The following is a 16417-nucleotide window of genomic DNA, read 5'->3' on the forward strand; positions in this document are numbered from 1 at the left end:
CCACGACTACAACATCAAGATTCACTTCACCATTGAAGTTTTGGTTTGGTGCAAAGCTGAACGTACCATCACCATTGTCGGTAAAGATACCTTCGCTGCCACTGTAGCTTACGCTATCTAGTGCTACCTCACCTTCAATATCGGAAGAGTTTGCCAACAACTGTTCTGCACTGATGGTAATGACTTCATCTTCATCAATGGTGTAACTGGTTACGCCTGCGATTGGTGGATCGTTCACTTCAAGAACGGTAATTCCCGCTGTTGTTGTATCAACCGCGCCGTCCTCGTCAACCACGACAACATCAAGGCTAACATCGCCTGTAAAGTTTTCGTTTGGTGAGAAGGTGTAAGTACCATCGCCATTAATTTCGAGCACACCGTCGTTGCCACTGTAACTCACGCTACTGATCGCAACATCACCCTCGATATCAGACGAATTAGCCAGTAGTTGCTCATCACTGATGGTGATCGAGTTGTCTTCATGTACGGTGTAAGACGTGCTGCCTGCAACTGGCGGATCGTTCTCTGGCGTCACACTCACATCAATGTTGGCAGAGGTTGTATCCGTACCGTCTGATACATCAAACGTGAAGTTCACATCGCCATTGAAGTTCTCGTTAGGCGCGAAGCTGTACGTGCCATCGCCATTGTCGGTTAGGACACCGTCCGTGCCAGTGTAAGTCACGCCTTCAACTGTTAGGTTGTCACCTTCTACATCCGTCGCGCCTGTTAACAAGTCTGCGTCTGTGAAGGTAAGAAGACCATCCTCACCCACGGTGAACGCTTGATCTTGTGGCTCTGGAGCGTCATTGACTGGTGTAACGGTTAGGTCAAGACCTGCCGCGACCACTTCCTCCCCGTCTGTCACATCGTAGGTGAACTCGATATCACCGTAGAAGTTCTCGCTTGGAGTAATGGTGAAACTGCCATCCTCATTCATTTCAACCGTGGCATTTGCATCGTTGGTGCTCAGGTTGATTGCGCTTAGGTCATCGCCATCGATATCAACAGCGTGCTCAAGTAACTGCTCTTGAGTTAGCGTAATGCTGTTGTCTTCGGCAGTGACTGCGCTGATATCACCCGTCACTTCTGGTGCATCATTGGTTGGCGAGATATGAATTGTCACATCTTGCGTCGCTGTCGCCGTGGTTCCGGTATCCACATCTGTAGAGGTTGCGTTCACGATTAGCGTCACATCGCCGTTGAAGTCCGCAGAAGGAATAAACTCTAGTCCTTCTAGCTCGCCTGGTTGTAGTGACCAAGTGCCGTCCCCGTTATCAACACCCGCTGATAGCGCGCTGCCTTCTGGCACATCTTCAATCAAGATAGCGAGGTTTTCTGAACCATCTGTATCGGTTAACGCTGCATCGATATCAAGTGGCACTGGTGTATCTTCGGTACCAATGATTTGGTAATCCGCGTCCGCTACCGTGATTTCGATGTTGTCGATACCAAACGATTCATCCCAAACGTCTTGATTCAAGGTTGAACCGAAGCCGAGTTGCAGTTCACCATCCTCGACAGGAACCGTCAGGTTGATTTGGTGAGCTTGGTCGTTCCAACCACTGAAGCCTTCACGTTGAGAGGCTCCGTGGATCACTTCACCCACTTCATTACCATCTGAGTCGTAAAGCGTTGTCGTGCCATCTTGAGTACGGAACGCGGAGTTTTCCAAGGTGGTTAGCTGTTCACCGCCCACAAAGATTTGGAACGACTCGCCATCCCAAGAATCGATTTCGTAGAAGCTAAACGAGATATTCACTTCATTAACATCGCTTGGGATCTCGTAGGTTTTGCTGACCGCTTCATCACCGCCAGTGCCACCAATACGACCCAACATGTCGCCCGTTTCGAAGCCTTGTGAGCTCTCAGTGTTCGCGTTCCAACCGTTCGAGCCAGACTCGAAGTTATCAGACGCAATCACCAAGTCCGAAGCAATCGAAAGCTCTGGCATATCAACCACAGATTGAACATCAATGTTCGCTTCTGCTGGCACGGTAGCGGTTCCATCGTTGACATCAAACGTTACGTTCACGTTGCCATCGAAGTTTTCATTCGGAGCGAAGGTGTACGTGCCGTCACCGTTGTCGACTAACGTACCACTGTCAGAAGCAACGTTCTCAACCGTTAGGTTATCACTATCGATATCACCTGCATTTTGCAGCAGTTGCTCTTCGGTGAAGGTGAAACTGGTGTCTTCTTGCGTAACAAACTGTGGTTGACCAACCGTTGGTAGGTCGTTCACTGGGTTCACAGTCAGATCGGCAGTGGCTTGAATGGTCGCATCGCCGTCCGTAATGTCGAAGCTCAGATCAATGTCGCCATTGAAGTCCGCATCTGGTGTGATAGTGAAGCTGCCATCGTCATTCGCAACAACGGTCGCATTGCCGTCAACAGTGAGGTTCGCCGCGGTTAGGTCATCACCATCCACGTCGCCTGCTTGTGCAAGAAGTTGCTCTTGGCTGAGAGTGATAGAACCATCTTCATCCACGCTGTAAGCCAAATCACCTGATACTGGAGCATCGTTGACTGGCAATACATCAATGTTTGCATTGGTTGCTACCGTTGCACCATCTTCATCGGTCACGACAACATCTAGGCTGACATCACCGTTGAAGTTTTCGTTTGGTGCGAAGCTGAATGTACCGTCGCCGTTGTCAGTAAAGATACCGTCGGAGCCGCTGTAGCTGACACTATCAATCGCGACGTCACCTTCAACATCAGATGCGTTCGCCAATAGCTGCTCAGAGCTAATGGTGATCACTTCGTCTTCGTTGACTGAGTAGCTAGTTGCACCGGCAATTGGTGGATCGTTCACCTCAAGAACGGTAATACCCGCAGTGGTTGAATCCGTTGCACCGTCTTCATCGACAACCACAACGTCAAGGCTCACTTCACCATTGAAGTTCTCGTTTGGCGAGAAGGTGTAAGTACCATCACCATTGTCTTGGAACACGCCATCTGCGCCACTGTAGCTCACGCTGTCGATTGCTACTTCGCCTTCTACGTCAGATGAGTTAGCCAATAGTTGTTCGTTACTGATGGTGATCGAATTATCTTCATGCACCGTGTAAGACGTGCTGCCTGCAACCGGAGGATCGTTCTCTGGCGTCACGCTTACATCGATATTCGCCGTCACGGTATCCGTGCCATCAGAAACATCGAAGGTAAAGTTCACGTCGCCATTGAAGTTTTCGTTTGGCGCGAAGCTGTAAGTGCCATCACCATTGTCGGTTAGGACACCGTCTGCACCTGTGTAAGTGACACCTTCAACCGATAGATTATCGCCATCGATATCCGTTGCACCATCAAGCAGATCTTCATCAGTGAACAGCAAGACGCCATCTTCACCAATGGTAAACGCTTGATCTTCTGGCTGTGGTAAGTCGTTAACTGGATTAACCGTTAGGTCAGCCGTTGCAACAATAGTGTCGCTGCCATCGTTGATATCGAACGTGATATCAATGTCACCATTGAAGTTCGCATCAGGCGTAATGGTAAAGCTGCCATCATCGTTTGCCGTAACCGTTGCATCACCGTCAACCACTAGGTTAGATGCGGTTAGCGCGTCGCCTTCTACATCCGATGCTTGAGCAAGAAGCTGCTCTTGGCTAAGCGTAATTGAATTGTCTTCATCGACACTGTAAGCCAAGTTGCCCGATACTGGCGCATCGTTGATTGGCAATACATCGATGTTTGCATTAGTTGACGCAGTTGCACCGTCTTCATCAACAACCACAACATCTAGGCTCACATCGCCATCGAAGTTTGCGTTTGGTGCGAAGCTGAATGTGCCGTCACCGTTATCAGTAAAGATACCGTCAGAGCCGCTGTAGCTTACGCTATCAATCGCAACTTCACCTTCAACGTCAGAAGCGTTCGCCAATAACTGCTCAGAGCTAATGGTGATGACTTCGTCTTCGTTCACTGAGTAGCTGGTCGCGCCTGCAATTGGTGGATCGTTCACCTCAAGTACTGTAATACCTGCGGTAGTCGAATCCGTCGCACCATCTTCATCGACCACGACAACATCTAGGCTCACTTCGCCATTGAAGTTCTCGTTTGGCGAGAAGGTGTACGTACCGTCACCATTGTCTTGGAACACACCATCTGTGCCGCTGTAGCTAACGCTATCAACCGCGACATCTCCTTCGACGTCAGATGAATTCGCCAGTAACTGCTCGTCACTAATGGTGATCGAGTTGTCTTCATGCACTGTGTAAGACGTGCTGCCTGCCACCGGTGGATCGTTCTCTGGAGTGACTGTCACATCGATATTCGCGGTCACGGTATCCGTGCCATCAGAAACATCGAAGGTAAAGTTCACATCCCCATTGAAGTTCTCATTCGGTGCAAAGCTATACGTACCATCGCCATTGTCAGTTAGGACACCATCTGCGCCTGTGTAAGTGACGCCCTCTACCGATAGGTCATCGCCATCAATGTCCGTTGCACCATCAAGCAGGTCTTGGTCAGTGAAGGTCAACACACCATCTTCACCAATGGTGAACGCTTGATCTTCTGGCTGCGGCAAATCATTAATTGGGTTAACGGTTAGGTCCGCTGTTGCAACAATAGTGTCGCTGCCGTCGTTGATATCGAACGTGATATCAATGTCGCCATTAAAGTTCGCATCTGGCGTGATAGTGAAGCTACCATCGTCGTTTGCCGTAACCCTTGCATCACCGTCAACCATTAGATTAGATGCGGTTAGCGCGTCGCCTTCTACATCCGATGCTTGAGCAAGAAGCTGCTCTTGACTCAACGTGATTGAGTTGTCTTCGTCGACGCTGTACGCCAAGTTACCCGAAACTGGTGCATCATTGATTGGTAAGACATCGACTGTGATGTAAGTATCGACCTCTGCGCCGTCTTCATCACGAATGGTCACATCCAACTGCACTTGACCATTGAAGTTTTCATTCGGAGCAAAGCTACAAGTACCATCGCCGTTTACTGAGAAGATACCATCTGGACCGTCGTAGCTGATGCCTACTAGCTCAACATCCCCTTCAACATCCGAAGCATTCAGTAGCACTTGAGATTCACTAAAGGTTAGAACTTGGTCTTCATCGATAGTGTATGCGGTAGGACCTGCGATTGGTGGGTCATTTACCTCAATCACAGTAATGCCAGCAGTGGTAGAATCCGTTGCACCTTCTTCATCAACAACGACAACATCTAGGCTCACCTCGCCGCTGAAATTTTCGTTTGGTGAGAAGGTGTACGTACCATCACCGTTGATTTCCAGCACGCCATCGTTACCGCTGTAGCTCACGCTATCAATCGCCACTTCGCCTTCTATATCAGACGAGTTAGCCAACAGCTGTTCGTTACTAATGGTAATCGAATTGTCTTCATGAACGGTGTAAGCCGTGCTGCCTGCAACCGGTGGATCGTTCTCCGGCGTCACGCTTACGTCGATATTCGCCGTCACGGTATCCGTGCCATCGGAAACATCGAAAGTGCAGTTCACGTCGCCATTAAAGTTCTCGTTTGGTGCGAAGCTATATGTGCCATCACCATTGTCAGTAAGAACACCGTCCGCGCCTGTGTAAGTGACGCCCTCAACAGATAAGTCATCCCCTTCAATATCGGTAGCGCCTGTTAGGAGATCCGCATCAGTAAAGGTCAGCACACCATCTTCACCAATGGTGAACGCTTGATCTTGTGGTTCAGGCGCATCGTTAACTGGTGACACCAATAACTCAAGGTTGGTTGAGACAACATCATCGCCGTCAGACACATCGAACGTAAAGGTGATGTCACCATTAAAGTCCGCATCTGGCGTTAAGGTGTAAGTACCGTCACCATTGTCTGTGATGGTGATGTTTTCATCATCCGTTGCCAAGTTCAGTGCTGTCAGTTGGTCTCCATCCAAGTCACGCGCATTAGCGAGCAAATCTTCTTGCGTGATTAGGATTGAACCATCTTCTTCAACCACAGCAGAAACAGGCAATGCTTCAGGCGTATGTTCAATGTGAGCACCCGTTGCATTGACGTAGATGGTTTGAGAAACGGTTTCAGAATCATTATTTGATAGCTCTGTCGCCGTTGCCGTTACATTGATTTCTAGCTGTTGGTTAAAGTCTTCTGGCAATTGAATCTGTAGCTCTTGTTCAATTGCTGTGGTTGGAAGCGTTACAGAACCATCTGGACCGACTGTTACTTCACCGCTGTAGATCTGGCTGTTCACTTCACCTACATCAATGGTGAAGTTGAAGTCACTATAATCGGCATCGCCGCCACCGTAGAGATCTTCAAAGCCGTAAACCAGTTCACCGTCTTCGTTCACAGTAGTTCGAGTATGTTCAATGCCATCTTGGTTGAGCTCTGAGCTTGTGCCGCCATGGAAGACTGCATCACCAAATTGGCTTTGAATCACGGTTTCAGAACCATCAGCACCCACAAACACGAGTTGTGGGTCGACCGTATCCATGTTCGCAGGAGAGCCATCTGCCGCACGGAACTCATACTGACCATCTTGCATGGACGCAAAGTCATTGAAGTTATGACCGTTAGGAATCAAGAATAGGTTGAAGCTTTCCCCTTCCGAGATTTGGAAGCTGAACTGATCTTGTCCCGGAATGAGGTCACCGCCTCCGCCAACTTGAGAGGCGTTTTCGTACACCACTTCAACGCCCGTGATATTGCCGTCTTCATCAACTTTGTAATAGCCAGCTGCGTTTTGGTAACCCGCGGTTTCACCTTCAAAGGTAACCGTGATTTCAGTATCGTTAAAACTGGTGATACCGTTGTCTTGATCGTTAAGTACCCCTTCGTTGTCGTAGCTGATCACCGAACCTTCTGGAACGCCATCAACGGTCACAGTCAGCGTTTCTGACAAGTCTTGGTCAACCAATGCTGCGGCGATGTTCACTTCAACAATACCGCCTGGCTCAACCAAGATCGCTTGGTCATCCACGTTTCGACCGTCGCCATCAGTGATGACTAGGTCTGGCGCATCTGCCACGGCTTCGATATGGACATTAATGTCTTGCTCAACTTCATCCGTACCGTCAGAAACCGTAAAGCTGAACTGCAAGTCACCACTGAAGTGCTCTTCTGGTACGAAGCTAAATGTACCGTCACCGTTGTCCGTTACAGTACCTTCATCACCGGAGTAGTTAATGCTGGTAACGGTGAGGTCATCACCATCAATATCAATCGCGCCACTTAGCAGATCTTCTTGCGTGAACAGGATGCTGCCATCCTCTTCAATTTGGTACATGCCAGGCGCAACAATTGGAATGTCATTGACTGGATTCACCGTCAATGTCATTTCATTAGCAACACTTAGTTCACCGTCACTCACTTCATAAGTGAATGCAATGTCACCATTGAAGTTTTCCGACGGTGTCACCGTGAAGGTGCCGTCGCCGTTATCCACGATAGAGGCATTCGGATCATTGGTTTCTAGTGCCGTTGCGTATAGGTCATCACCATCTTGATCGCTGGCATTTTCAAGCAGCATTTCTTGTGTCACGAGGATAGAGCCATCCTCGTCCACGTCTGCCACGATTGGCGCTGCTTCTGGTGCGTCGTTGACGAACTCAACTTTCAAGTCGATGTTTGCCGCCACCACATCGGTGCCATCACTCACATCAAACGTGAGGTCAACATTACCAAAGAAGCCCTGCTCTGGCGTTAACGTGTAGGTGCCATCGCCATTGTCTGTCACTTGAACCGTATCGCTTGAGCTCGTCACGTTCACAACAGATAAGTCATCGCCTTCGATGTCCGTCGCTTGAGCCAGCAGCTCTGCTTCAGTAATCGTGATGGCTTCACCGTCTTCTGTGGTGAAGGACAAATCAGGTACATCTGGCAGGTCGTTCACTGGGTTAACAGTGAGGTTTAGATCCGCGGCGACGGTTTCGATCGCGTCAGTTACGTCATAAGTAAATTCGATTTCACCAAAGAAGTTTTCACTAGGCGTAATCGTGAAGCTACCATCAGCGTTCTCAACGATGGTTGCATTAGGATCGTTGGTCGACAGGTTCACCGCTTCAAGGTTGTCACCATCCACGTCCGTCGCGTTCGCTAACAAGTCTTCTTGAGTGATGGTAATTGAGCCATCTTCATCAACGACCGCATCAACAGGACCGCTGACCTCTGGACCTTCGTTGACGATCTCAACATCGATCTTCGCAGTGCTTGGTGCACTTGCTTGACCGTCGCTGATATCGAAGGTCAGGTTCACTTCACCGTAGAAGTTCGAAGTTGGCTCGAAGGTAAAGGTGTTGTCGCCGTTGTCTGTCAACGTACCTTGTGACTGGTCAACAAGCAGTAGATTCTCGATATGAAGAATGTCGCCATCCACATCGGTCGCACCTGATAACAGGTCTTTTGCTTCGATGATGATGGTGCCGTTTTCTAGCATTTGAGTATGCAGCGGTGCACCAGGAACTGGCACATCGTTGACCGGAATAACGGTCAGATCTAGATGGGTATCGACTTCATCGGTGCCATCGAAGACTTTGTAATCGATATCGACTTCACCATTGAAGTTTTCATTCGGCATAAAGGTGTAAGTGCCGTCGCCATTGTCGACAAGCTCACCGTTATCACCGCTGTAAGAGATATCAGAGATAGACAGCGCATCGCCTTCCACATCACTTGCATTGGCAAGCAGATCGTCCGCGCTAAACGTAATGCCCACATCCTCATCAGTCGACAACACAATCGGACCAGAAACGATTGGCGCATCGTTTACTGCTTCGAAGTTGATGTTGATGATGTTGTCGTCAGTGAGTTCACCATCCGTAACTTGGTAACCCAGCTCAATCTCACCGTAGAAGTTCTCATCTGGTGTGACTGTCCATGTACCATCGCCGTTGTCAGTTAACGTAGCGTGCTCCGCGTTATCCCCCACCAGCTCTAGGTTTTGAATATCAAGAACATCGCTATCGATATCACTCGCTTGTGCGAGAAGCTGCTCTTCTGTGATAACCACAGAGGCAAACTGCGTAGAACCTTCGGTATCGATGGTCACATTTGGCAAGTCAGCGGTCAGTTCGATTTCACTGTCACCTTCTCGGATATTCAGTTCTACCGTCTCCGTGATTTCCGTGCCGTCCACGCCAATAGATGTGAACACTGCTTCATCATGACAAGTTTGCGATACCGTCATGTTTTGAACCACGTAAGTACCGTTACCTTGAATTGTTCCTAGCTCAAAGTAAGACACTGGCTCGTTCACCGTTAGGGTGTAATCCGTCTCATAGCTACCACGATCTTCTTTGTGGTAAGTCATCGAGTCGATCAAGTCACCATCGGAGTTGAATGCACGAATTTCGACTTCGGTAAAGTGGCGAGACTCTTCCATAAACCAGCCACCTAGACCGTCTAGGTGGAAGCTGATTTCGTTGATGTCTTGACCTTCAACGCTCACAGTCAGTTTTTCATCACCACTCAAGCCTTGACGGTCAGTATCACCAATACCGTGACCGATGTGTGTTTTACCATTCCACGCACCGAGTGGGTCATCATTACTTTGAACGGTAACTTTCAAATCACCATCAACAAACTCACGTGTGTAAGGGTCAACAGCAGTACCCCAATCATCGAGGCTAGCGTTGTCATCAAAGGTACCAATTTGACTCGTGTGCGTACCGTTTGCCAATGCGTCATCATTTGGAATGAAGCGCACTTCCGTATCTGCAGGCACCTCCTGCCCGACTTCTAGCTGTACCCATTCGTCATTTAGATTTGCTTCAATGATGCCGTTTTCAGGGGCTTGGTCGAGACGTAACGCAGGCTCTTCACGCAGAGAAACACCCACGGTTTGATCTTCTTCTGCTTGAATAAAGATCTCGTCGCCCGCTTCTGGCGCATCGTTGACAGGATTAACGGTCAGATCCAACGTGGTCAGAACATCATTTTCGCCATCGCTGATGTTGTAAGTGAAGTCCAACTCACCGTTAAAGTTTTCCGTATGCGTAATGGTGAAAGAACCATCATCGTTGGCTACGATCGTCGCATCTGGGTCATTGGTTTGTAGATTGCTGGCAACAAGGTCATCACCTTCAATGTCTGTCGCATTCGCAAGCAACTGTTCTTGCGTGATGGTGATGGCATTATCTTCATCCACTTCAGCTTGAATGCCTGACGTTTCTGGTGCGTCATTCATCGCGATAACATCGATGCCTGCGGTTGTTGTATCCGTTGCACCATCTTGGTCAATAACCGTAACGTCGAGCGAAATGTTACCGTCAAAGTTCTCATTTGGCGTAAAGGTATATGTGCCGTCGCCATTGTCCACGAAGCTACCGTCGTTACCAGAGTAGCTAACATTCGCCAAGGCTACGTCGCCTTCCACATCAGAAGAGTTGGCTAACAACTGCTCGTCACTAATGGTGATTTGACCATCTTCTTGAACCGTGTAAGACGTAGAACCTGCCACCGGTGGATCGTTCACTGGTGTCACGCTGACATCAATGAATGCTGGTGTTGAACCTGTGCCGTCAGACACATCGAATGTGAACTGAACATCACCGTTGAAGTTCTCATTCGGCGCGAAGCTGTAAGTGCCATCACCATTATCGGTAAGCACGCCGTCCGCACCTGTGTAGAGAACATTTTCGATAGACAGATCATCGCCGTCAATATCCGATGCGCCTTCCAATAGGTCTGCATCCGTGAAAAGCAAGGTGCCGTCTTCTTCTACCGTGAACTGTTGATCTTGCGCTTGTGGCAAGTCATTCACAGGATTAACCGTAATATCCAGACCAACTTGTACCGAGCCGCCATCGTTATCAATGATATCGAAGGTCAGATCTAGGTCACCGTTGTAGTTTTCATCCGGTGTGATGGTGTAGCTGCCATCATCGTTGTATTGAATCGTCGCGTTGTCATCTGTCGATAGATTGATGGCTTCAAGGTTCTCGCTATCAATATCGCCCGCTTTGGCAAGCAGCTGCTCTTGGCTTAGCGTGATTGAGCTGTCTTCGTTGATGGTGTAAGCCAAATCACCCGATACTGGTGGATCGTTGATTGGCAATACGTCGACATTGATGTGCGTATCAACGGTTGCCCCATTTTCATCTTGAATGGTCACATCCAACTGAACTTGACCATTGAAGTTCTCGTTTGGTGCAAAGCTGCAAGTACCATCACCATTGACGGTAAAGATACCATCCGAGCCTTCATAGCTGATGCCAACAAGCTCTACATCGCCCTCAATATCAGATGCGTTGGCAAGAATTTGTGACTCACTGAATGTCAGTACTGAATCTTCATCAATCGTGTAAGACGTTGGACCGGCAACTGGAGGATCATTCACTTCAATGACGGTAATGCCTGCGGTCGTTTCGTCAATCGCACCTTGCTCATCCGCCACAATCACATCAAGGCTGATATCACCACTGAAGTTCTCATTCGGCATGAAGGTGTAAGTACCGTCACCGTTGTCTTGGAATACGCCATCGGTGCCTGAATAGGTCACGCTATCGATGGACACCGCGCCTTCCACATCCGAAGAGTTAGCCAGAAGCTGCTCGTCGGAAATCGTAATCGCATTATCTTCATCAACCGTGTAAGACGTTGAACCCGCAACCGGAGGATCGTTCACTGGAGTGACGCTCACATCCACATTGGCAGGTACGGTCTCAGTGCCGTCAGAAACACCAAAGCTAAAGCTGACATCGCCGTTGAAGTTTTCGTTTGGTGCAAAGGTGTAAGTACCATCGCCGTGGTCAGTCAGCACACCATCGCTGCCTGTGTAGCTAATGCCATCAACCGTTAAGTTATCGCCATCGATGTCGGTCGCCCCTGCAAGCAGGTCTGCGTCAGTAAACTGAAGCGTGCCGTCTTCTTCAACACTAAACTGCTGGTCTTGAGGAACAGGAAGATCATTAACCGGATTAACCGTTAGATCTGCCGTTGCTTGGATAGTGTCTGTGCCGTCCGTAATGTTGAATTGGATATCAATGTCACCATTAAAGTCCGCATCTGGTGTAATCGTGAAGCTGCCATCATCGTTCGCTGTAACGGTTGCGTTTCCATCCACCGTCAAATCACTAGCAGTCAGGTCATCGCCCTCAATATCAGACGCTTGAGAAAGAAGTTGCTCTTGGCTGAGTGTAATCGCACCGTCTTCATCAACACTGTAAGCCAAATCACCCGATACTGGCGCATCATTGATTGGCAATACATTCACATTGATGACGGTATCAACTTCTGCTCCATCTTCATCTCGAATGGTGACATCAAGTTGAACTTGTCCGTTAAAGTTCTCGTTTGGCGCGAAGCTGCACGTGCCATCATCGTTAACGGTGAAAATGCCATCCGGCCCATCGTAACTAATGCCAACAAGCTCTACATCGCCTTCCACATCAGAGGCATTCAACAGCACTTGCGACTCACTAAACGTCAGAACTGAATCTTCATCAATAGTGTAAGAAGTTGGTCCAGCGACTGGTGGATCGTTCACTTCCAGTACTGTAATGCCAGCAGTGGTGACATCCGTTGCGCCTTCTTCATCAGCGACGACAACATCAAGCGTCACTTCACCATTAAAGTTTTCATTTGGAGAGAAGGTGTACGTACCGTCACCATTGATTTGCAACACACCATCGCTGCCAGAGTAGCTCACGCTATCAATCGATACATCCCCTTCTAAATCCGAAGAGTTTGCCAACAGTTGCGCGTCAGAAATGGTAATAGAGTTGTCTTCGTGAACCGTGTAAGACGTTGAACCAGCCACAGGAGGATCATTCACCGGCGTAACGCTCACATCCACATTCGCTGAAACTGTATCTGTGCCATCAGATACGTCGAAGCTGAAGTTTACATCACCGTTGAAGTTCTCATTTGGCGCAAAGCTATACGTGCCATCGCCATTGTCAGTTAGAACGCCGTCGGTTCCTTCGTAGCTGATTCCCGTTACAGAAAGGTCATCGCCTTCAATGTCGGTCGCACCTGCAAGCAGATCCGCATCGGTAAATTGTAGCGTGCCGTCCTCTTCCACACTGAATTGTTGGTCTTGAGGAACAGGCAGATCGTTGATTGGATTAACGGTTAGGTCAGCGGTTGCTTGAACGGTATTCGTGCCATCTGAAATATCAAAGCTAATGTCGATATCACCGTTGAAATCTGCGTCCGGCGTGATGGTGAAGCTACCATCGTCATTTTGAGTCACCGTCGCGTTGCCATCTACCGAAAGGTTAGAAGCCGTCAGTGCATCGCCTTCCACGTCAGAAGCTTGCGACAACAACTGTTCTTGGCTCAAACGAATCGAGCCATCTTCATCCACTGAGTAAGCAAGATTGCCAGATACTGGCGCATCATCAACTGGCGTAACGTTAACATCAATGTTGGCAGAAACCGTATCTGTGCCATCGGACACATCAAAGCTAAAGTTCACATCGCCATTGAAGTTTTCATTTGGCGCAAAAGTGTAGGTCCCATTACCGTTGTCGGTCAGGATGCCGTCACCACCGTCGTAGCTTACGCCCTCAACCGTTAGGTTATCGCCTTCAATATCCGTTGCACCACTGAGCAGGTCTGCGTCCGTAAAGATCAGCGTGCCATCCTCTTCAATCTCAAAGGTTTTATCTTCAGGCACTGGTGCGTCATTGATTGGACGAACAGTTAAATCAATCGAGCTAGAAATGGTTTCTTGACCATCACTGATATCAAACGTTAAGCCGAGTTCACCATTAAAATCAGTATCAGGTGTGACGGTATAAGTGCCATCACCATTATCCACAACGGATGCATTAGCACCCACTTGCACGTTGAATGCGGCAAGATCATCGCCATCAACATCACTCGCGTACCCGAGAAGTTGTTCTTGCGTGAAGGTAATGGTGCCATCTTCATCCATGATGTATGCCAGATCTTGCCCTACTTCTGGCGCGTCATTTTCACCTTCGACTTTAATTTGGAACGTTTCGCTCGTAGTTTCGGAGTCGAAATCGTCTTCTACTTGCGTCGTGGTTTCTTCGCTGGTGTCTTGTACATCCACCGCGAAGCTCTCTTCAGTGGTTTCTGAATCTAGCTCGTCACCACCTTGAGAACCTTCAGAGTCTGAAGAAGCACTTGGCGCAGATGAAGTTTGTACCGCTTGTCCTTGCGCTTCATTGCCTTCTGCGTCCGAACCACCTTCAGAGCCAGAGGCATCACCACCACCGACCGCTTGGGCACCCGCCCCAGAATCCGAACCACCGCTGCCCAGAGCCTCGTCACCTGATTCTCCGCTAGAAGCTACACTATCAACAACATTGGATTGTGCAGCGTCAGAGTCGCTGCTACTTTCAGTATCCTCTTCTTGAACTGCGCCACCCGAGCTCACTGCTTCTTCTTCCGTACCCGCGCCACTAGGATTTTCTTCCATCGCACGATTGGCTTCATCAACAGCATCTGCGCTTTCAGCACCGGTCGCTACAGTCGAAGAGACGGTCGACTGCTGTTTTTCTTCTTTTGTCCCCGTATCCTTCGTTTCTGTTTGCTCTACCGCATCGTTAAGCTTTTCATTGTCTTTTTCTTGATTAGTGTCGCCTGCCATTACAGCCTCCGTTGCTTTTAGCTAACTGATCGTATTTAGAGGCAGTAAAGGACACCATTTTTAGAAACCAACTTTTTTATACAACTTTTTTCATACCTTTCGAGTTCCATAAAAACAAAAAAATTTGAAAACCCAGTATAAAGATCCTTACTTGTTGTCATTAAAGCAATTAGTGCGGTGGGATAATGATAAATATGACAAATCTGTTGCGCTCAGTCGACAACAGCCATAAAGGGCTGCAATTGCTATTAGGCGATTTTTACCAAGATTTCAGTGACGCAGGGATTGATATTGAGATGCTGCATAAACAAAACCGTTTTGAAGCACTCAGATGTTATTCAAAAAGACTAAAGACCATTCTCGTCTTGTTATGTGATGACGACTTACCACCAAAATTGGCAAAGCTTGAACACTTAAACAAACACCATTTCCCTGCTCCTAATGAATTGATCGAGGATGTTAAAACCGAGCTTAACAACGTAAACAAACAAATTAGCCAGCTGTTAAAAATCGAAAATTCAATCGATAGCCGCACAGGTAGTGAATCGTAGGGGTGGCTCATGAGCAATAAGCAAATAGAACATCACCTCAAAAAGGCGCTCGTTTCGAACAACGAAGCTTCGAAGGTAACAACAGACGATACAATCGTGCTAGCCAGTGCAATGACCAGCGTACACAAAACCTTGCTGGTTATCTTTTTGCTTTCCATGGTGGCTATCGCCGTGGCATCTCAGGCTCGTATCGACATTGTGGTGTCGGTGCGCGGTGAGCTATTGCTCGAATCTGACATCGAAAAAGTGCAACACCTTGAAGGCGGTATTCTAGAAGAAATGCTAGTGCGCAAAGGCGAAGTAGTTTACGAAGGTCAGCCTATTGCACGCCTTCGCTCTCTGGATAGAAACACTCAACTCGATACGGTAAACACAGAGATCATTCAGCTTGAGCTAGACAAGATTCGTTACGAAAGCCTGCGCGATATGGTGGAACCCGATTTTTCTGCCTACATCGAAAAGTACCCAGAATTAGTGCAAGTCAACATGAATACCTGGCAGCAAGAATTTTCTAAAAACCGTTCCAATGAAGAGTTGATCACTCACGATATCCAACATAAGAATTCGCTTATTGATTCAATGCTCAAGCGCCGTAAAAGCTCCGAGAACCAGCTCTCCTTGATACGCAAGCAGCTCAATATTAAGAACACCTTGTACAAAGAGGAAATGGCGTCTTACGTCGATGTTCTGAATATGCAGGTTCAAGAGTCAAACATGGTGCGTGAGATTGAAAACCTTGATGAGTCGGTCATGAATGAGCGCTTCCAACTCGACAAACTAGAGAAGCAGTACCGAGACTTGGTGGAGAATCGTAATGCCGAGTATCAAGCACAAATCATTCAAGCAAACAAGGACTTAAAGTTGAAACGTATATTACGTCCTCAACACTCAGATAAAGTGGATCGCCTCGTGGTTTACGCCCCTATTGACGGTGTAGTAGATAAAGTGCACTTCAATTTCCGCTCCGCTGTGATACCGCCAGGTGAAAGCATCGCGGACATTGCACCGATCAATAACGCCCTTCACGGAGAGGCGAAGATCCCGCGTAAAGACATGGGTTTTGTAGAAATCGGACAAGCGGTCAAAGTGAAGATGGATACCTACAACTTTGCCAAATACGGATTTTTGGAAGGTCGAATTGCATCGATCAGCCGTTCTTCTTATGAAGAAGAAGACGCTGAATTCTATCTCGCGGAAATCCAAATCAGTCAAAACTATCTAGAGCGCGGAGGCACACAATACAAGCTGTCCCCTTATATGGAGTTTACCGCAGACGTGAAAACAGGTTCACGCCGGGTGATCGAATACGCAGCGAAGCCGGTTATGTCGGCTATCGAAGACGCATTCGATGAGAGGTGAT

General features: G+C 48.2%; 3 protein-coding genes. 2 read left to right on the forward strand and 1 reads right to left on the reverse strand.

What is annotated here, in order from left to right:
• A partial coding sequence (locus KJB35_RS16420) for a tandem-95 repeat protein (protein ID WP_285357164.1) occupies positions 1–14506 on the reverse strand: 14506 nt, incomplete at its 3' end.
• A 182-nt stretch (positions 14507–14688) separates the two neighbouring features.
• Between KJB35_RS16420 and KJB35_RS16425 the strand changes: the two genes are divergently transcribed.
• Positions 14689–15057, forward strand: a complete 369-nt coding sequence (locus KJB35_RS16425) for a hypothetical protein (RefSeq protein ID WP_031777210.1) — start codon at positions 14689–14691, stop codon at positions 15055–15057.
• 9 nt (positions 15058–15066) lie between these two features.
• Positions 15067–16416, forward strand: coding sequence for an HlyD family type I secretion periplasmic adaptor subunit (locus KJB35_RS16430; protein ID WP_005375593.1), 1350 nt, complete (start codon positions 15067–15069; stop codon positions 16414–16416).
• The last annotated feature ends 1 nt before the right edge of the window (position 16417 follow it).

Origin of the sequence: Vibrio sp. D431a (assembly GCF_030248655.1) — a bacterium.
In the GTDB taxonomy this organism is placed as follows: Bacteria; Pseudomonadota; Gammaproteobacteria; order Enterobacterales; family Vibrionaceae; genus Vibrio; species Vibrio alginolyticus.

Excerpts from the sequence above, each read along its gene's own strand:
- KJB35_RS16430 (WP_005375593.1), top strand. The coding sequence starts at position 15,067 with ATGAGCAATAAGCAAATAGAACATCACCTCAAAAAGGCGCTCGTTTCG.